The following is an 18,651-nucleotide window of genomic DNA, read 5'->3' on the forward strand; positions in this document are numbered from 1 at the left end:
TCATGCTTTGGTATGAAGATTTATTAAATAAAATAAATTCATTTTGCAACAAAAATCTTGCAAAATGAATTTGCCAGTGATAAAATAAAACTACATTGTATTGCAAGTTAGATTTGGAACAATTGAATACTCATTATTATTTTTTAAACCAAACCTTGCAATGCAAGATAGTTTGTGTTAAGTTGTATATGGATTGTCTATTTTTTTACTCATATAACTTGCAATGCAATATAGTTTGGGGAGGTGTCTTCGTGAATTCAAGCCAAATGCTAAAGGGAATTTTGGAAGGATGTTTGTTAGCTGTTATTGCAAAAGGAGAAACGTATGGTTATGAAATGATTGAAAAATTGCAAACGTACGGATTTTCGATGGTGAAGGAAGGAAGCATTTACCCACTTCTTTTACGAATGCGCAAAGGAAAACTTGTTGAAGTGAAAGAAAAATCGTTGCCATCCGGTGGGCCTCCTCGGAAGTATTATACGATTACTAAACGGGGGTTGGAAGAGCTTGAAGTGTTTAAAAAAAATTGGGCGGATGTTTCCAATGCCGTGGATAATGTATTAAAAAACTAAAGGGGGAAAAAATATGCAACTGTCTAAAAAAAGTGAACAGTTTTTGGAAAATTTACGATTGTATTTAGTAACGAGTGGAAAAAAAGATAAGGAAATTAACGACATTGTGAACGAATTGGAAGACCATTTACGGGAAGCAGAAAAAAGAGGAAAGAATGTGGATAAAATCATCGGTCGTTCTCCAAAGGAATATATGGAAAATTTGGCTGGAGAGATGACAACGGACCACAAAATGATTATGAAAATCTTGCCGGTTTTTCTTATCGGATTTTGCGCCTTTATTGCTTTAGGAGATTTGATCAAGGAAGGTATTCGTTATACTTGGCTTGAATTGATTGGGTATCCAGTCACTGTATTGATTCTCTTAAGTATTATAATCGTATCGATTAAAGGGATGGCCGCAAACCAAATCGGTGAAAAAGCCCAGTTAATCATCATGTCCATGTTAGTGTTATTACAAATTGGTTCTTTTATAACACTTATATTTTTAAAAGATCAATTTGGCCCTCCAGTTTTCATTTTGAATGAAGTAGGAAATTGGATCGTAGGGATTATAGCAAGCCTTGTATTAATCACTATTAGTATTTGGTCAAAAACATGGACTCCAATTTTTCTCCCCTTTGCCGTATATGTTCCGGAAGTCGTACTAGAGCTAGATTGGATTGCCGAACGAACTGGATGGAGTGAAGTAACGAATGTGTTCGTTTCTACGGGTATTACGTTCGGGCTGATCCTCATCTATATCCTCATCGTTTTCAGAACACTTAAACAGAAATAGAAGAAAAACCGCGTTTTGCGGTTTTTTTAACAGGATTGCTTTTCCAACAAATGACTTTTTTGTTAATTTTTCAAAAACCATTGCTTCATTTTGAAAATATTGGTACGGTTGAATTGGAAAATTCTAACTAATAGTATGTTTCTAAAAGAAGGGAAATTCATTTTTGTGAGAATATGCTTTGAAATAAAAAAGCCCGGTAGTTAGATGAGATGTTCTAACTAGTCGGGGCAAAATCTGCAAATTGTATTTGTATTAAAGACATTTTAACAATTATAAGTCATAACGATAATGAATACTTTCTTTATATTGTTCGAATAATTTCTTATTTTGCTCATCTCCACCGTCTAAGTTTGCACTATAAAAAATTGGTGGAGGATTGACTCCTTGATGGACTAAGTTTCTCACTACTTCTACGACAATAGTATTAACAATAGCTGCGCCAATGACAGTTGATGTCGGTCCGATCTTTTGGGGTACACCTTCTATTTCACATGTAGCATCTCCAATGTCCCCATGGTTATCGATTACGACATCAGATATCTCATACAAATTTTTCCCCGATTCGTGGCGGGAGGAAACGGATCGAGAATAGGCAAGATTTGTTATGGAAATGGTTGAAACACCTTTTTTTCGTGCTTCCATTGCTAATTCTATTGTTACTGGATTACGTCCTGATACCGAATGAAGGATTAACACATCACCCTCAGTAAAGGGCGTTTTTTTTGCCAATATAGTTCCATAACCTAGAAGCCGTTCTAACCTGGAAGTATGGGTTATCGGTTCTGTATCTAACATCAAGTCACGGGCAAAGATGGGATTTATATTTATCAACCCTCCTGCTCGATAAAATAATTCTTGTGTTAAAATTCCTGCATGGCTTGCTCCAAAGGCGAATATAGAGTGCTTTTTTAAAATAGCTTCTGTAATCATTTCTACAGATTGACGAATAGCATCTTTTTCATATTTTTCTACCGTATCTAAAATTTTTCTAATTCGGTTTAAGTATTCGAACATCAACCTATCACTCCTGAGAATAAATCCGCAATTAATTTTGCAATGGGACCAAATAGTGAGAAATCATTTCCTCCGAATACTAGCAACCAATTTTGAATGGTATCATTATAAATCATAACAGAAATCCCCATGATTAATACCATAAATATGGATGCGACAAATGTACCAATAATTGCACCACGAATACCACCTTGTCCTTCACCGATGACTGCAGCGGAACCGCATTCAAAGAACGACGTAACTACTAGAGGAATTAAAATTACACCGAAAACATTGAAGGAATTTGCAATGATAATCATTACAGTAGAAGTAATCATAGCTACAATAAAACCGATTATGACTGCATTTGGTCGATAGTTGAAAATGATTGGGCAGTCGAATGCTGGAATCGAACCGGGAATAACCTTTTCAGAAATACCTTGGAAGGCAGGAATGATTTGGTTGATTAATAAACGCACACCATATAACATAATTAACAAACCTGCAGCAAAAGTAATAGCTTGTTTTAGTGATAAGAAGAACATGTTTTCTCCTTCACTTACAATACTAGGTGCAATGATAGTAACGACAATGTACATAATAAAAATGACTATACCACCTGTTACAGAAATTTCACGGAAGAATGACAGACTTTGAGGTAATTTGATATCTTCTGTAGAATGTTCTTTGTTCCCAAATTTTCGAGCAACGATTCCAGAAATAATGCTTAAAATACCAGTTGGATGTCCTATCAAAAATGATTTGTCTCCCGTTACATCCCAGACGAACTTTCTCATAATCCAAGGCATGAATGACCAATATAAAGCTGATGTTACTGCACCAAAGATCACTAGTGGCATTCCGGAAAGTCCACCTTCAACACCTGCTGCAACGAAAATGAAGGGGAACCACCAAAGCATATGACCAGTTAGAAAAATCGTTTTAACCTTTGAAAATCGAGCGATGAGAAGATGTAAAATTAATCCTAAAAACATTGCTAGCCCTACGTCTCCACCATAACTTGAGGTAAATGTTGCATCATTAAGAGATTCACCTACAGACGTTGAACCAGTAATTGCCTCTTGAAAAGCTGAGTTAATTGGTGCAATTGTTCCAGCGACCAATCCAACACCAGTGTCAAGAATAAACATTCCGAAAGCTGCAAGGAACGCTCCTTTTACAATGTCGGCAATATTTTTCCGTTGAACGATTAAACCGATGGCTGCGATCAAGCCTAACAGTACTGGGGGATTTCGTAAAATGTTTGTAGTGATAAATTCCATCATTTTTGCATACCTCCTTTTTTATTGATTTTCTAAAAATTGATTAATAGCTTGTTCTACTTCTTTTTGATCCATATACTTTTTAATTCCAAAAACTGGACATTTTAATGTTTGTTTTAAATCCATTGCTATTTCTGGACTTGTAAAAACCGCATCTGCTTCCATACCTTTTACGGATGTCAAGTCAGTATTTTGTACTTCACAATTAATGTTTCGAGCACGACAAACTTTTTCTATCGTCATTTTCAGCACCATAGATGATCCAACACCAAAACCACAAACAGCTAAAAATTTCATGATATTCCTCCTTTTAATAACAATTGATAAATTTCATCTGTATTTCCATTTAAGATCACATCAAAATTTTCCTGTTCCATCATCAATTTTGTAATTTCACTCAATGCTTGTAAATGGCTTGATGAATCATAGGCTGCCAACACTAAAAATACTTTAACTGGATGACCTAATAAATCGACTGGTTCTGTAAGAGTTAAAAGAGCCATTCCGCTTTTGTTAACACCGATTCCTGGTTGTGCATGGGGAAGAGCAAAGTAATCATTTAAAACAATGTAGGGACCATTTGTATAAACATTTTTGATCATATTATCGATATATTTCTTTTCGATCACCCCCTTTTTAAGTAATGGTCTACTAGCAATCTTTATAGCTTCTTCCCAGTTTTTTACTCGTTCCTCATGTTGTAAATGGTCTTTTGGTAAAAATTTAGTTAACATTTCATTTTCCTCCATAACAAGCTTGTGTGAGAAAATATTGATAAATTTCTTTTGAAGATTTTTTTATAAACACTTGTTCAATTTTTTCACGACTTGAAAGTAAGTCATTAATTTGCACAAGAATAGGTCCTACTAATTCTTTGTCTTCTTTTGCAATGGATAAGAGTAAAATAACATCTACACGTTTTTTACCCCACACGATTTTTTTTTCATTAACTAAAATAGATAGTTTAGTTTTATGTACATATTCTGGGTTCCCGTGTGGGATGGCAACACCGAACTCAAAAGCAGTAGATGATAATTTTTCTCGTAAATATAATGATTTACGATATCGTGGATCAACAATATTTTTCTCCTCTAATTTTGTTATTAAAAAATTTAACACCATGTTCATCGAACTCATAGATTGATTAGAATAGATTAAATCGATATCCAAAATATTAATGATTTCAAAATTATTTTTGTATGGTTTAATTTTACTAAGAATTGTTTCAGTATCAGTAGAGTTAGCGATAACCTGAGATAGGTGAAGCAATTCTTGGTCACTTGGGATGGGAGAAAGATGAAAGACATTATGTTGTTCCTCGTTATCCATCTCGATTGGGACTGTGGTAATGATATAATCATAGGCTTGTAGATTATATGAGTCTATTTCGTTAGAAGAGGTGATTTCATAAACAAACATCCCTGGAACAAATTTTCGCAATCTTTCTTCTAATAATTTCCATGTGACAAGACCAGTCGGACAGACAATTAAGATTTTTTTTAAACTAGTATTTCTTTCAAGGGCAGATTGAAAATGAACGAGAATAAAACCAATCTCATCTTCGGGTAAGTGGATGTTTAATTCCTGTTCAAAGTCGATAAGAACAAACCAAGTAATGTTAAACATTAAAGAGTACTGTCTTTTTATTTCACTAAGAAGAGGATTTTTTAACTGAATCCCGTGATCTAAACGGTATATCATCGGAATAATATGATTAAGCAGATTAGTAAATAGTTTTTTATCGTTATTTAAATCTATATTAACTACATTACTGAATCGTTTAATGAGTCGTTTAACGGCTCGATGGTATCGATCTTTTCCTACATACCAAATAATTGGAGTGATTCCGTTTGCAACTAAATTTTCATTTAAATAAATAAGTTCGTTTTTCGTAAAATTAATCTTTAAGACGCTTTTGATTTTGTCAGCAATTTCGCTAGCTATATAATAATTTTCCAACTCTTGGATTTTTTCAAGAATTGAGCCTTTATATGCTTCAATGTGTTTGTTTAGTTGATTCCTCTTACAAAGGATGAAAAGAGTATTGTATAGATTGATACTATAATGATTGTCTAACTTATGTTTTGTAGCTATATTAAATATTAAATTAAAGGATGTTTGTAAGATTACAGGATTAATTTCGTCTGTTTTTAGTAAAAAATGATGGTATTCATTAAGATAGGCCGGGTATCGATTATATTCTAATTTAAATTTTTCCAAATATAGTTTTTTCATTAACGATTGGATAGCGCTTTCATATCCGGAAATATAAGTCCCAGAATTATCATATTCAAGTCGAACATGCACTTTATTGCATAAATTTTTAATCCACTTAAAGTCACTTGCGATGGAAGAACGACTTACCCTAAAGGTTGCTGCTAATTGGTTATAGGAAAGTTTTTTCCCATCTATTAACGATTGTAAAATCGTGATTTTTCTTTGTAACGGTGTCAAGTCAATTTGGGATAATTGGTCCAAGTGGTTCAGTAATTTTTGCTTTTGCGACTTTGAACCTATAAGTATGATTCCTTTATTCGGTCTCTTATCAAGTCTACATAAGGAGCGTTTAACAACATCCTCCAGTTGTTTTAAATCGGAATGGATGGTCCTTTCAGATACGTCTAAAAGTTCAGCATAATGTCTAGTTGAAACATATTTGCCATTTTCTATCAATTTTTTCAGTAATACAGCTTGTCTTTTTGAAACCATTTCAATCCCCCTTCCATTCCTCTATTATAATTATATAATTTTTTCACAATTTTAAGAAGAACAGGAATGTTAGTTTTAAATGTTGAAATCAGCTGAACACCTATTGCTTATTATAGTAATTTATTAATTATCTTATTTTTGTTCAAATCTTTAGTTAACTGCTTAAATAGGCATATTTCTTCTCAAAATTTTTCAAGTCTGTTGAAAATACTTTTCATTAATGATTAGATATCACGAATAATACTAAAAATTGATTACTGCTAAGCAAAAATTGAATATGAAGCTGACTGAATATATTTTCGAATAATTTTAAAATGGTAAAAAAACAAAAAACTGGTATAGTATTAAGTAAAGTAGATTGAAAGGAGGCGTCCCATGGTTTTAAAAAAGGTGACGGATCACCTCGGTCGTTTAGTTGAATTTTCCTATCCTCCAAAACGGATCATTTCAATCGTTCCAGCAATTACCCATACCCTTTATACACTACAACTACAGCCATTCATCGTCGGAAGAACGCGCTACTGTATTTTCCCGAAAGAAATGGTCAATAAAGCAGAGATTGTTGGAGGAACAAAACGTATTTTTCTTGAAAAAATTCGTTCTCTCCAACCGGATCTTATTTTTGCTGAAAAAGAAGAAAATACGAAGGAAATCGTCGAACAATTAGAAAAAGATTTTCCAGTTTATGTCGCAGAAGTACAATCCGTTGCAGATGTGTATAAATTAATCAATGACTTAGGGGAATTAACGGATCGGAAAAGGGAGGCACAAAATCTCCGTTCAGCGATTGAAAGTCACATCCAATCTATGCCGAATCAACATGGGAAAAGGATCGCCTATGTCATTTGGAAAAATCCGTACATGGTCGTCGGGAAAAATACGTATATTCATTCCCTTCTAAATGAACTAGGATTTGTTAACGCTTTTTCTTCATTTGATGGAAGATACCCGGTCGTGGCGGAAGAAGATTTTAAAAAAGCTCAACTCGATGAATTGTTTTTAGCGACTGAACCGTTTCCCTTTGAAGAAGAGCATGTGAAGGCATTTCAAAAAATGTTACCGAATGTGAAGGTGAGGTTGATTAATGGTGAAATGTTTTGGTACGGGCCGAAAATGATTGAAGCGGTAGACTATTTTCAAACGATTTTCAAATAAGTGGGTCAAGGTTCCGGTGGGTCAAGGTTCCGGTTCTTTTGGTTCACTTACTTCCAGGAAATGGTGGGCCAAGGTTCCGGTTCTTTTGGTTCACTTACTTCCAGGAAATGGTGGGCCAAGGTTCCGGTTCCCTTGGCCCATTTTCTAGAAGTTATTTCATTAAGAAAGTTCCAGTTCCTTCCTTTTACTTGTTTCTAAAATGAACGAATGTTGGTTGCCACAATTTCTTTTTCAAGAACATGTTGAAGCAATGCGCCTTCCTTTTATGGAAGGTTTTTTCAATTCATTTGAAAGTAATCAATAATATGCATTTGACAATAATGTGTAATACACAGTATTATACGTGTAGGAGGTTTTTTTATGGTTCCAAAAAAGGATGAAGACTTGTATCAAAGTTTATTGCATGAATTGCGGCGGGGGACGATCGTTCTCACCGTTCTTAGCCAATTACAAACGCCTCAATATGGTTATTCCCTCGTTATGCTTCTTGAAAAAAAGGGGATTCCCGTTGAAGCGGGAACATTGTATCCTCTGTTGAGGAGATTAGAAAAACAAACCCTTTTGGAAAGTAGTTGGCAAACGGATACATCGAAGCCGAGAAAATATTATCAATTAAGTGAAACTGGAAAAAAAGTCTACGAAAATCTTCGAAATGATTGGTTTCAAATGGTAAAAAATATGGATGAACTTTTAAAAGGATAGGATTGATTAAAATGGATTATATAAATCGGTACATATATGCCGTGACGAAATATTTTTCGGGAAAACAGCGAGAGGAGATTGAAAAAGAACTGCGGGCGAACATTATGGATATGATTGAACAACAACAAGGGCCGGAACTGTTTGAAGAAAAAGTAAAGCAAGTTCTATTGAAATTAGGAGATCCAGAAAACATTGCGGATGGTTATCGAGGTACGAAACGGTATTTGATCGGTCCGAATTATTATGACACATATATTCTTGTTCTTAAAATTGTTATAGCATCTGTGTTCGTCGGTATTTCGCTCGCTGTACTCGTAGAAAATCTTTTTATCAGCGGAAATCAAATCGGTCAAGTTATGGAAAATTACGTTTCCCTTGTCTTTTCCGGAGTTTTGCAAGCTTTTACTTGGACGACGGTTGCCTTTTTTATCATTGAACGTAAAAATCGTTTTGCAAGCCACCTCACACAAAAAAGAGAATGGGATTTATCGAAACTGCCTGCCATCCCTCATAACAAAGCAATCATTTCTTTTGCGGATGCGATCGCAACAATCGTAGTGACGACGGTTGTTTATACGATTGTTATTACGATTATTTTTTCTGATCCGGAACTGATTGCCGCATATGTTCAAGGTGACAATGGAACGGTTGTCATTCCCGTTTTTCATACTGACGTTTTACAAGGGTATAAATTTTTTATTTTGACCGTATTTATGATGAGTATTTTAAAGGCGTTATTAAAATTGTATTACCGAAAATGGACAGTTTCCCACGCTGTCATTCACAGTGTGCTCACTGCTTTGGTTACAATTATTACTTTAGTGATCCTTTTAGATTCCACTGTATGGAATGCGAATTTCGCAACGGAAATTGATAGTCTGGTGAATTGGTCAATTGATTTCCCATTATTTTGGAAAAGAGTCAAACAGTCGATTGTTGCGGTGGTTGCCATTGTTGGTTTCACGCAAATTATCGTTGCCCTATATAAAGCATTTCGCTATCGATCGGCATGAATAAGTGGGTCAAGGTTCCGGTTCTTTTGGTTCACTTACTTCCAGGAAATGGTGGGTCAAGGTTCCGGTTCTTTTGGTTCACTTACTTCCAGGAAATGGTGGGTCAAGGTTCCGGTTCCCTTGGCCCATTTCTGTTATTCATCCACCGCAATTTTAATATGTTGAAAAGTGGTAGTATCAAAAAGACCTAAATCTGTAATTTTAAGTTCTGGTATGACGGGCAAGCTTAAAAACGAAAGGGTTAGAAAAAGGTTAAAATGCCGGTGTTTGCTTACTTCAAATAGAGCACGGTTTACATCAAACAATTGATTGGCGACAGTTTCATAATTTTGGTCTGACATAAGGCCGCCGATCGTAAGTGGTAATGTGGAGATTGGTTTTCCGTCCTTAACAACGACAAGACCGCCGCCGATTTCCTGCATCTTTTGGATGGCATAAATCATATCCTCATCATTTGTACCGGCAACAATTAAGTTATGGGAATCATGAGCTACGGTTGTAGCAATGGCACCGTTCGTTAATCCTAGTCCTTTCACGATGGCAAGTCCGATATTACCGGTGTTTTTATGTCGTTCGAGCAAAGCGAGTTTTGCCAAGTTCTTTTCAGAAGAAGGGATGAAGCGTTCTCCATCGGTAGGAACTTTCATTAAACGTTTTATCGTTTCGATTTGATTCGGAATGACTTCGATTACATGGGCTTTTTGATTATTTTTCACATGGATGGCTAAATCTTTTTTTGTAAGCTGATTACTATTTAGGTGGATGGAATTTGTTGCAAATTTAAATCGCTGTTCACTGGAGTCTAATCTTAAATATTGACCGTTTTTTGCAATTAATTTTCCAGCTTTATATACTTCTTCAATGGTTAACGTTTTTAAATCTTCGATAATCAAAAAATCTGCCGTAAATCCGGGTGCAATGGCTCCTTTTTGTTTTAGACCGAAACATTGGGCAGCGTTGATTGATGCCATTTGAATCGCAATTAGGGGATCGAGACCGTTTTTTACAGCGAACCGAATATTGTAGTCGATGCTTCCTTCTTCAATCAGGTCGTCCAAATGCTTGTCATCTGTACAAAATAAACAACGGTGACTGTTTTTTTCATTGACAACGCTGATTAAATCAGGCAAATTTTTTGCGACAGAACCTTGCCGAATCATGACATACATTCCGCGTGAGAGCCGATCTTTCATTTGTTCTTTCGTCACACATTCGTGATCCGTTTGAATTCCAGCGGCTCTATATACGTTGATGCCTTCAAAGTCTAGACCAGCTCCGTGTCCGTCAATATGATAAGGAGAAGCGGATATGAGTTTATCTATCATCCGATCTTCCAAGTTTTCAACACCGGGGTAATCCATAACTTCCGCAAGTCCGAGTACGCGGGGATGGTTATAGAAAGGTTTTAATTCTTCATCATTTAGTACTGCACCTGCGTTTTCAAATGGAGTAGCTGGGACTGAAGAGGGGAGCATACAAAACACATCTAAATCTAAGTTCTCTGAGTCCTCTAACATAAAGGAGATACCTTCTGTTCCTGTGACGTTTGCGATTTCATGTGGATCGATGATGACGGTTGTTATACCATGGGGAAGGACCACTTTTGCAAATTCTTTTGGTGTTACCATGGAGGATTCGATGTGGACATGGGCATCAATGAAGCCTGGAACAATGAACTTACTTTCAGCATCAATAACTTCCTTTCCCACGTATTTTCCGATTCCACAAATGACTCCATCCGCAATGGCGATATCTCCATGAATAACCTCTAAATTAAAAACGTCGATAATTTTCCCATTTTTAATGACAAGATCTGCGGGGATTTGCCTACTAGCTACTTGAATTCTTTTTCTTAATTGATTTTTGTTCATTTTTCCTTTTTCCCTTCTGTAATAAACTCAAACACGTTGAGTTTGACAGAGAGATGTGGTGCTATTCTCCCGTAGTCAAACTATTTCCGGTAGTTTGGTAGAGACGTTTGGACCTTATTTCCAAACTTATACGAGAACGCGTTTCGTATTTTTAATTAATGATTATACGGGTTATTTTATAAGAAAGCAAGAATGAAGGTGAATTTTTTAACAGCTATATTTCTATATGCTTTGAAAAATGGAAATGGAATGTAAGTTGAGTAAAGAACGATTTTGGATATTGATATAGATTTAGAACGATTATATGATTATGATATTGATAGATGGGAAATTTAAAGAATAGAAAAGTATAATTATTTAATAATTCACATATTGACAAAGGTGGGTTAAATGATGAATTTCGATTCAACGGTTCATCTTCATATTGGTTACTATGAAGATTCTGTTGACTTAGAAGCTATTGCATATAAACTTCTAAATGAAGATAAATGGATTGTCTTTTTGAATGACGACCAAGACGTTTCATTACTCGAAGGTGTATTACATCAATACGATTATTATGACCAGCTCGGTTATCGAATATTTGATATTCAGACGAAAGATTTAACTTACGAAAGAGGATCGAAGTTGTTTAAAGACTGGCTAAAAAGCCGTAACGTTATTTAACGAAAAATGACGAGTTAAGTGGGTCAAGGTTCCGGTTCTTTTGGTTCACTTCTTTTGGTTCACTTTCCGAAAATTGGTAGATCAATGCTACGGCTCCTTTTTCCTGTGGTATAATACTTAAGAGCATTTTACAAATTAAGAAGGGTTGTGAAGAAATAGTACATGGAAACCATTTTATTTGATGTGGATGATACGTTATACGATCAATTACAACCATTTCAACAGGCTTTTCATTCGGTTTTTCCGAATTTGACGGATATACCGATCGAAAAATTGTATGTTTCTAGTAGAAGGCATGGGGAACAATTGTTTAATAAAAGCGAAAGGGGAGAAATTTCATTACTGGATTTGCACATTCATCGAATTACGGCCGCCTTTCGTGATTTTAACATCGAGATTGAAGATGAAAAAGCAGTTCAATTTCAAAAGGTGTACGAAAAGGCACAAAAACAGATTACCATTTTTCCAGAAATCGCCCGTTTATTCGATTTACTAAAGGAAAATAAAAAGCAAATGGGTATTTTAACCAATGGTCCTTATCAACACCAATTGATGAAAGTCCATCGACTTGGATTAACTAAATGGATACCAATGGAGAATATTTTTGTATCCGAAGCGATAGGGAGTGCCAAACCAGATCCGCAAAGTTTTCAAATTGTCGAACAAAAGATGCAGATAGACAAGGAAAAAACCGTATATATTGGCGATTCCTTTGAAAATGATATGATTGGAGCGAAACGGGTCGGTTGGAGTGCAATATGGTTGAATCACCGCATGCGAAAACTACGCGAAACATCCGTTACGCCTGATAAAATTGTCCATAGTCCTGAAGAATTACTAAAGTATGTAGTAACAAATTATTTGTGTTCATAACCGATCCGATTTGAATGGATGGTTCTTAAAATGTCCACTTTCTATAGAGAAAAAAATCGTTCGTTATATGTGTGACATTATGTTTATTATTTAACATGCTTTTAAATAATTATTGAGTCCTTGATACATTGGAAGTAAAAAGGGTAAACGAAATAGAAATCTCAACTTTTGAATTAGCTGAAAATTAATCCATTTTTTTGAATAAAAAAGGCCTTGCTAACATGCAGGGCCAATTTTTTTACGACATATTCGAACGTTCATTTAAGTAATATGAGGGGATACTTCATGCCTTCGTTTAAAAATTACTTTTTCCAACTGCTTGTTACAGCAATAAATATGCAATTGGTGTGGTGATTAGAATCGTTAAAACCGTCCGTTCAAACCAAATGAAAACCATTTTCGATATGCTAATCGGGATTTCCGTCGACAAAATTACAGGTACAACGGCAGAGAAAAAGATAATAGAAGATACGCTAACAACGCCAATAACGAATTTCGTAATGAGTGCTGCATCTACGACTAGAAGAGCTGGCAGAAACATTTCGGCAATCCCCATAGATGCAGCTTTGGCGGCCAAAGAAGCATCTGGAAGTTGGACAAGCCAAGTGAACGGGTAGAATATATACCCAATCAAATCGAACACAGGTGTATATTCTGCTAACACGAGTCCAAGAAGCCCGATCGACATAATGGAAGGAAGAATGGACGTTGTCATTAAATATCCATCTTTCAAATGAATCCAGACAGTTTTAACAAAATTGCTAGATTTTCTAGATACCTCCATTGCTTGGTTCCAGGCTTCTTTCATTCGGTGTTTTTTGATTACCTCTTCGGGATTCCCATCCATATTGTTAAAGTAGCCGTTGCTCATGTTTCTTAATGGATGCAATCTAACGGTAATAGCCGTCACAAAAAAGGTTACGAATAAAGTCACCCAAAAATACGTATTCCAAATTTCCATTAAGTCTAATGTTTTAGCAACAACGATCATAAAGGTAGCTGATACGGTAGAAAATCCGGTTGCAATAATGGCTGCTTCTTTAATTGAATATTTCCCTTCTTTAAATATACGGTTCGTAATTAACAAGCCGATTGAATAACTACCGACGAAGGAGGCAACTGCATCGATGGCAGATCTTCCAGGTGTTTTCCAAATCGGCCGCATGATCGGTTGCATAATTACTCCGATAAATTCTAATAAACCGTATCCTGTCAATAATGAAAGGAATACAGCACCGATTGGGACGAGTACGCCTACGGAAGCGACGAGACTATTGAAAAGAAATGGTCCCATATCTGGTTCGAAAAGCCATTTAGGTCCGATTTCAAATACGATCAAGGATGCTACAACTAAGCCGATGATTTTAAAAATTGATAGGACAACATGAACCCCATCCTTTTTCCAATTTCCTTGAATAAAAGGATGTATTGCTCCAAAGGCAATGGTTACCAATAAATAAAAGGGGACCGCTTCAGGAAATGTATTTCGAATCCATGTGACGATGTGGTCTAAGGGAATCGATGAACGGTTATTTAATGTAATCGGAACGAAAAACATAAAAATTCCAATAAGACTGAATATAATAAACTTGAAAAAGGGAATTACTGAAGACGGTTTTCCACTTTTTAACTCTGGCACCCCTGTTTGAATCTGATCCATTTCATCATCCCTTTTGTTTCAATATTATTCAAATGTAAACATGCAAACATACCCCTTTAAAAATTGCAGATAAATTACGAAAGATTCCAATCTATTCCTGTATGTTCGAAACTAACAAGATTCATTATGAAAAAGAGCGGTTTGTTTACGTCCCATATCAAGAAAAATGGATAGGTTTTAAAGTATATTTTACAATTAAATGCGGCTAAATGATTAGTTTTCCTCCTTCGACAACTACCTTGCCCCGTTTAATGACCGTATCCACATGATTCATTCCGTATTGATAGGACAAAAATAAGTAATTTGGCACATTGAAGATGACAATATCGGCCTGTTTTCCTTTTTCTAAACTTCCAACGGTTTTTGCCCGATCAATGGCATGGGCGGCATTTATGGTCGCTGCAGTAATCGTTTCTTCCGGCGTCATCCCCATTTTCAAGCAGCCTAAATTCATAATAAAAGGTAAGGAAATGGTAGGGGACGAACCTGGATTGGAATCGGTCGATAAAGCAACGGCTACACCGGCATCGATGATTTTTCGTGCAGGGGCAAATTCTGCCATTAAGAAAAAGGCTGTACCGGGAAGGAGTACGGCAATCGTATTTGTTTTTGCGAGTGCATGAATCCCTTCATCGGATGCTTTCAAAAGATGGTCGGCGGAAATAGCCCCGATTTGAGCAGCCAATTGTGCACCGCCTAAAGGTTCAATTTCATCCGCATGGATTTTTGGCTGCAGTCCGTAACGTTTTCCTGCCTCCAATATTCGTCTCGATTGTTCAGGAGTAAAAACCCCTTTTTCACAAAAAACATCGTTAAATTCGGCTAATTTCCGTTCAGCAACTACAGGTAGCATCCTTTGAATAATTTCATCCACATAACGATCCGGGTCGTTTTCGTATCGTTTCGGTATAGCGTGGGCGCCCATAAATGTGGGAACAATATCGATTGGATGATTTTTTCGCAATTCATCAATTACTTCAAGCTGTTTGAGTTCCTGCTCTAACGTTAGTCCGTATCCACTTTTTATTTCAACGGTCGTCACTCCATAAAGTAAAAAGGTGTCTAATCTCCTTTTTGTTTCTTCATAGAGCGTATGGAAATCAGCTTTTTGGGTGGCAACGGTCGTTGCGTGAATCCCGCCACCAGCTTCCATAATTTCCATATATGATTTCCCTTCCAAACGCATAACATATTCCTTTTCCCTTGAACCTGCATAGACGAGGTGGGTGTGGGGATCTACAAGACCCGGGGTAACGATCTTTCCCTTCGCATCGATTACTTGGGCCTGATTAATGTCATCCGTATATTTTTCTCGGATGAAATCATCTTCTCCGACGGCTAAAATGATTCCATCTTCCACAAGAATGCTTCCGTTTTCGATAATTTGGAGGTGCCTCATTTCATCTTTTTTTGCTGGTTTTTCTGAATGATTGGTCGTTGTGATTATTTGGGCGGCGTTTTTAATATATAGAATGTGATTCATCTGACACACTTCCTTTACAATGGAATTTCCAAATATGCTTCAAATTGAACGCCTTAAACATATAATTTAATTGATTATTAATCTAAAGATTTATCCATCTTTTTTATATACGATTTTAAAGTTACAAATTAATTTGTATCATCATTTAACATCGGAATGTGTACACCTTTTTCTTTTGCTGTTTTGATCGCCAGTTCATATCCAGCATCAACATGTCTTGCAATACCCATTCCTGGATCTGTTGTCAGAACCCGTTCCAACCGTTTTTCCGCCTCTTTCGTTCCATCGGCAACGACGACCATTCCGGCATGGATGGAATAGCCCATTCCGACTCCACCACCGTGATGGACGCTTACCCAACTCGCACCGGATACGGCATTAATTAAGGCGTTTAATATCGGCCAATCTGCCACCGCATCGCTTCCGTCTTTCATCCCTTCCGTTTCCCGGTTAGGAGATGCAACGGAACCCGAGTCTAAGTGGTCTCGACCGATGACAATCGGTGCTTTTATTTCACCGGAAGCTACTAAATCGTTAATGATTTTTCCGAATTTTGCCCGTTCCCCATAACCGAGCCAACAAATCCGTGCAGGTAATCCTTGAAATTGAATTTTTTCTCTTGCCATCCGAATCCATTTCGTTAAGTGTTCGTTGTCGTGAAATTCCCGTAAAATGACTTCATCGGTTTTATAAATATCCTCTGGGTCTCCGGATAAGGCTACCCAACGGAAGGGACCTTTCCCTTCACAAAACTGTGGGCGGATAAAAGCAGGGACAAATCCAGGAAACTGAAAGGCATTTTCTACTCCTTCATCCTTTGCCACTTGTCGGATATTGTTTCCGTAATCGAATGTAACTGCACCTTTTTCTTGCATTGTAAGCATTGCTTGTACGTGGGTTGCGATGCTTTTTTTCGCCAGTTTCACATATTTTTCTGGATTTTCTCTTCTTAGTTCTTTTGCTTCTTCAATGGAATATCCACTGGGAATATAACCATTTAAAGGATCATGGGCAGAGGTTTGGTCCGTTAAGACATCTGGAATAAAGCCTTGTTTAATCATTTCCGGTAATATGTCCGCCGCATTTCCTAATAGACCGATGGATAAGGGCTGCCCTTTTGCTGCTGCGTCCTTTGCCATTTCGATCGCCTTGGACAAACGATCTGTATAAGTATCCAAATATTTCGTTTTCAATCTCCGTTCGATTCGCACAGGATCCACTTCGATTACAATGGCAACCCCATCATTCATCGTAACAGCGAGGGGTTGAGCTCCACCCATTCCTCCGAGACCAGCAGTAACGGTAATTTTTTCCTTTAATGATCCGTGAAAATGTTGCCTAGCCAGCTCTGCAAAGGTTTCATAGGTACCTTGAACGATTCCTTGGCTTCCGATGTAAATCCAGCTTCCGGCTGTCATTTGTCCGTACATCATGAGTCCTTTTTTATCCAACTCATGGAAATGTTCCCATGTTGCCCAAGCAGGGACGAGATTGGAATTGGCAATTAATACCCTTGGTGCATCTGTATGGGTCCGAAAAACAGCTACCGGCTTACCTGATTGAATGAGCAATGTTTCGTCGTTTTCTAAGTTTTTCAACTCTCGAACGATTGCTTCATACGCTTTCCAATTGCGAGCAGCCTTTCCAATTCCCCCATAGACAATAAGTTCTTCCGGTTTTTCTGCAACTTCTGGATTTAAGTTGTTGTTGAGCATACGTAAAGCTGCTTCTTGAATCCAACCTTTTGTATGCAGTTTCTTCCCTCTAAATTGTTCTACGGTCGGTAACGTCATTTTAAAAAACCCCTTTCATTCTTCATTCGTTTGCTACTACTCGTATAGAATCCATGAAAGACTAGATTGGTACCCATATGTTTTTATTTTCAACACGTATGGGATTGACGAACGGTTTGGTTTTTACGATTTGAAAAACATAAAACCTATAAAGGATATTTATGAATTTTTCCATTTGTTCCCCCTTTTCCCGATGTGACGTTTAAACCATTACGTACTACGGTTATGAATGAAATCCGCAATCAGTAAAGATGCGAGTTTTGCCGTTTTTCCGCTTTCATCAGTTACCGGATTAACTTCAGATATGTCAAAGCTAAGTAGGTTTGGTAAACGGGCAATCATTCGAAGCAATTTTCGAACAGTTTTCGGGTGTAAACCAAAGGGAGAAGGTGCACTAACACCAGGTGCATAAGAACTATCGATGGCATCAAAACATAAAGTTAAAAAAACATAATCGTGTCGATTGGCAAATTGTTGGATTTTTTCAAATGTCACATCGAAATGATCGACTTCTTCTTCTAATAAATATTTACAGTTATATTTTTCAGCAGTTTGAAATAGTTTTTCCGTATTTCCAAATCGTTGAATACCGAGAACAAAATAATCTACTTTCCCATCCTCCTCAAGGATTTGTCGAAACATTGTGCCTGAGGACGGTTTTTTACCTTCTCGAAGGTCAAAATGGGCGTCGATATTGATAATTCCAATAGTTGGTGCATCACCTAAGAAGGACCTGACCCCTAAATAATGTCCGTAAGCGGTTTCATGTCCGCCACCAAGTATAAGTGGAAACACATCCCGTTGGAGTAAATGTTGAATCGTTTTTCCTAATTCGTGCTGAGCAGCTTCCAAACGATCCTTTTCACACGCAATATTTCCAAGATCAAAAAGGGATAGGGGAGTATTTGGAACTGGAATTTGAGCGAAAAATTTGCGGATTTCATCGGGTGCCTGCTTTGCACCTACTCGTCCTTGATTTCGACGAACGCCTTCGTCACTTTCAAAACCGAGAATACCGATTTTCGTTTTCCCATCCCTTTCTTGAGGTGGGAATTGTTCCAATGAAAAGCATTGAACCATTTGAAAATAGCGCCAATAAG

At 36.8% G+C, this 18,651-nt stretch carries 17 protein-coding genes and 1 riboswitch; of the genes, 7 read left to right on the forward strand and 10 right to left on the reverse strand.

Annotation, left to right across the window (positions count from 1 at the left end):
- Positions 1–251 precede the first annotated feature (251 nt).
- Both OE105_RS03170 and OE105_RS03175 read left to right on the forward strand, forming a co-directional pair.
- On the forward strand, positions 252–572 hold the full coding sequence (locus OE105_RS03170) for a PadR family transcriptional regulator (protein WP_275421287.1): 321 nt from the start codon (positions 252–254) through the stop codon (positions 570–572).
- A gap of 13 nt (positions 573–585) precedes the next feature.
- The gene (locus OE105_RS03175; protein ID WP_275421288.1) at positions 586–1,350 is read left to right on the forward strand and encodes an HAAS domain-containing protein; all 765 of its coding nucleotides are present in this window, start codon (positions 586–588) and stop codon (positions 1,348–1,350) included.
- Positions 1,351–1,620: 270 nt separating this feature from the next.
- Here the strand turns inward: OE105_RS03175 and OE105_RS03180 are convergent, their stop codons facing one another.
- Genes OE105_RS03180 through OE105_RS03200 form a run of 5 tightly spaced genes read right to left on the reverse strand, consistent with a single transcriptional unit; the run spans position 1,621 to position 6,335 of the window.
- Positions 1,621–2,364 carry an SIS domain-containing protein gene (locus OE105_RS03180; protein WP_275421289.1) on the reverse strand — a complete coding sequence of 248 codons (744 nt, stop codon included), beginning with the start codon at positions 2,362–2,364 and terminating at the stop codon, positions 1,621–1,623.
- Positions 2,364–3,629: a PTS ascorbate transporter subunit IIC gene (locus OE105_RS03185; protein ID WP_275421290.1), complete on the reverse strand. Its 1,266-nt coding sequence runs from the start codon at positions 3,627–3,629 to the stop codon at positions 2,364–2,366. Before OE105_RS03185 ends, OE105_RS03180 begins: the two co-directional genes overlap by 1 nt.
- Positions 3,630–3,647: 18 nt before the next feature.
- The gene (locus tag OE105_RS03190; protein WP_275421291.1) at positions 3,648–3,923 is read right to left on the reverse strand and encodes a PTS sugar transporter subunit IIB; all 276 of its coding nucleotides are present in this window, start codon (positions 3,921–3,923) and stop codon (positions 3,648–3,650) included.
- Entirely contained in the window at positions 3,920–4,360 is a 441-nt protein-coding gene (locus tag OE105_RS03195) for a PTS sugar transporter subunit IIA (protein ID WP_275421292.1), read from the reverse strand. The genes OE105_RS03190 and OE105_RS03195 overlap by 4 nt, the downstream gene beginning before the upstream one ends.
- A gap of 1 nt (position 4,361) precedes the next feature.
- Positions 4,362–6,335, reverse strand: a complete 1,974-nt coding sequence (locus OE105_RS03200; protein ID WP_275421293.1) for a BglG family transcription antiterminator — start codon at positions 6,333–6,335, stop codon at positions 4,362–4,364.
- 375 nt (positions 6,336–6,710) lie between these two features.
- Between OE105_RS03200 and OE105_RS03205 the strand changes: the two genes are divergently transcribed.
- The 3 genes from OE105_RS03205 to OE105_RS03215 all read left to right on the forward strand — a co-directional run bounded on the left by OE105_RS03205 (position 6,711) and on the right by OE105_RS03215 (position 9,205).
- The gene (locus tag OE105_RS03205; RefSeq protein WP_275421294.1) at positions 6,711–7,490 is read left to right on the forward strand and encodes an ABC transporter substrate-binding protein; all 780 of its coding nucleotides are present in this window, start codon (positions 6,711–6,713) and stop codon (positions 7,488–7,490) included.
- 360 nt (positions 7,491–7,850) lie between these two features.
- The gene (locus tag OE105_RS03210) at positions 7,851–8,192 is read left to right on the forward strand and encodes a PadR family transcriptional regulator (RefSeq protein WP_275421295.1); all 342 of its coding nucleotides are present in this window, start codon (positions 7,851–7,853) and stop codon (positions 8,190–8,192) included.
- 11 nt (positions 8,193–8,203) lie between these two features.
- A complete protein-coding gene (locus tag OE105_RS03215) occupies positions 8,204–9,205 on the forward strand; it encodes an HAAS signaling domain-containing protein (RefSeq protein WP_275421296.1) in 1,002 nt (333 codons plus the stop codon).
- Between the two features lie 134 nt (positions 9,206–9,339).
- Here OE105_RS03215 and ade read toward each other — a convergent pair whose 3' ends face one another.
- Positions 9,340–11,076, reverse strand: coding sequence for an adenine deaminase (gene ade / locus OE105_RS03220; protein WP_275421297.1), 1,737 nt, complete (start codon positions 11,074–11,076; stop codon positions 9,340–9,342).
- 52 nt (positions 11,077–11,128) lie between these two features.
- A riboswitch (purine riboswitch) is annotated at positions 11,129–11,230 on the reverse strand.
- A 239-nt stretch (positions 11,231–11,469) separates the two neighbouring features.
- Between ade and OE105_RS03225 the strand changes: the two genes are divergently transcribed.
- Positions 11,470–11,742: a DUF3986 family protein gene (locus OE105_RS03225; protein ID WP_275421298.1), complete on the forward strand. Its 273-nt coding sequence runs from the start codon at positions 11,470–11,472 to the stop codon at positions 11,740–11,742.
- A 162-nt stretch (positions 11,743–11,904) separates the two neighbouring features.
- Complete coding sequence (locus OE105_RS03230; RefSeq protein ID WP_275421299.1) at positions 11,905–12,615, forward strand: HAD family hydrolase; 711 nt, start codon at positions 11,905–11,907, stop codon at positions 12,613–12,615.
- 322 nt (positions 12,616–12,937) lie between these two features.
- Here the strand turns inward: OE105_RS03230 and OE105_RS03235 are convergent, their stop codons facing one another.
- The 4 genes from OE105_RS03235 to hutG form a co-directional block, all read right to left on the reverse strand.
- Entirely contained in the window at positions 12,938–14,275 is a 1,338-nt protein-coding gene (locus OE105_RS03235; RefSeq protein WP_275421300.1) for a YjiH family protein, read from the reverse strand.
- 205 nt (positions 14,276–14,480) lie between these two features.
- Entirely contained in the window at positions 14,481–15,758 is a 1,278-nt protein-coding gene (hutI, locus tag OE105_RS03240) for an imidazolonepropionase (RefSeq protein WP_275421301.1), read from the reverse strand.
- Between the two features lie 128 nt (positions 15,759–15,886).
- On the reverse strand, positions 15,887–17,551 hold the full coding sequence (gene hutU / locus OE105_RS03245; protein WP_275421302.1) for a urocanate hydratase: 1,665 nt from the start codon (positions 17,549–17,551) through the stop codon (positions 15,887–15,889).
- Between the two features lie 210 nt (positions 17,552–17,761).
- Complete coding sequence (gene hutG, locus OE105_RS03250) at positions 17,762–18,631, reverse strand: formimidoylglutamase (RefSeq protein ID WP_275421303.1); 870 nt, start codon at positions 18,629–18,631, stop codon at positions 17,762–17,764.
- Positions 18,632–18,651: the final 20 nt, after the last annotated feature.

The organism is Fervidibacillus halotolerans, from assembly GCF_026547205.1.
In the GTDB taxonomy this organism is placed as follows: domain Bacteria; phylum Bacillota; class Bacilli; order Bacillales; family Caldibacillaceae; genus Fervidibacillus; species Fervidibacillus halotolerans.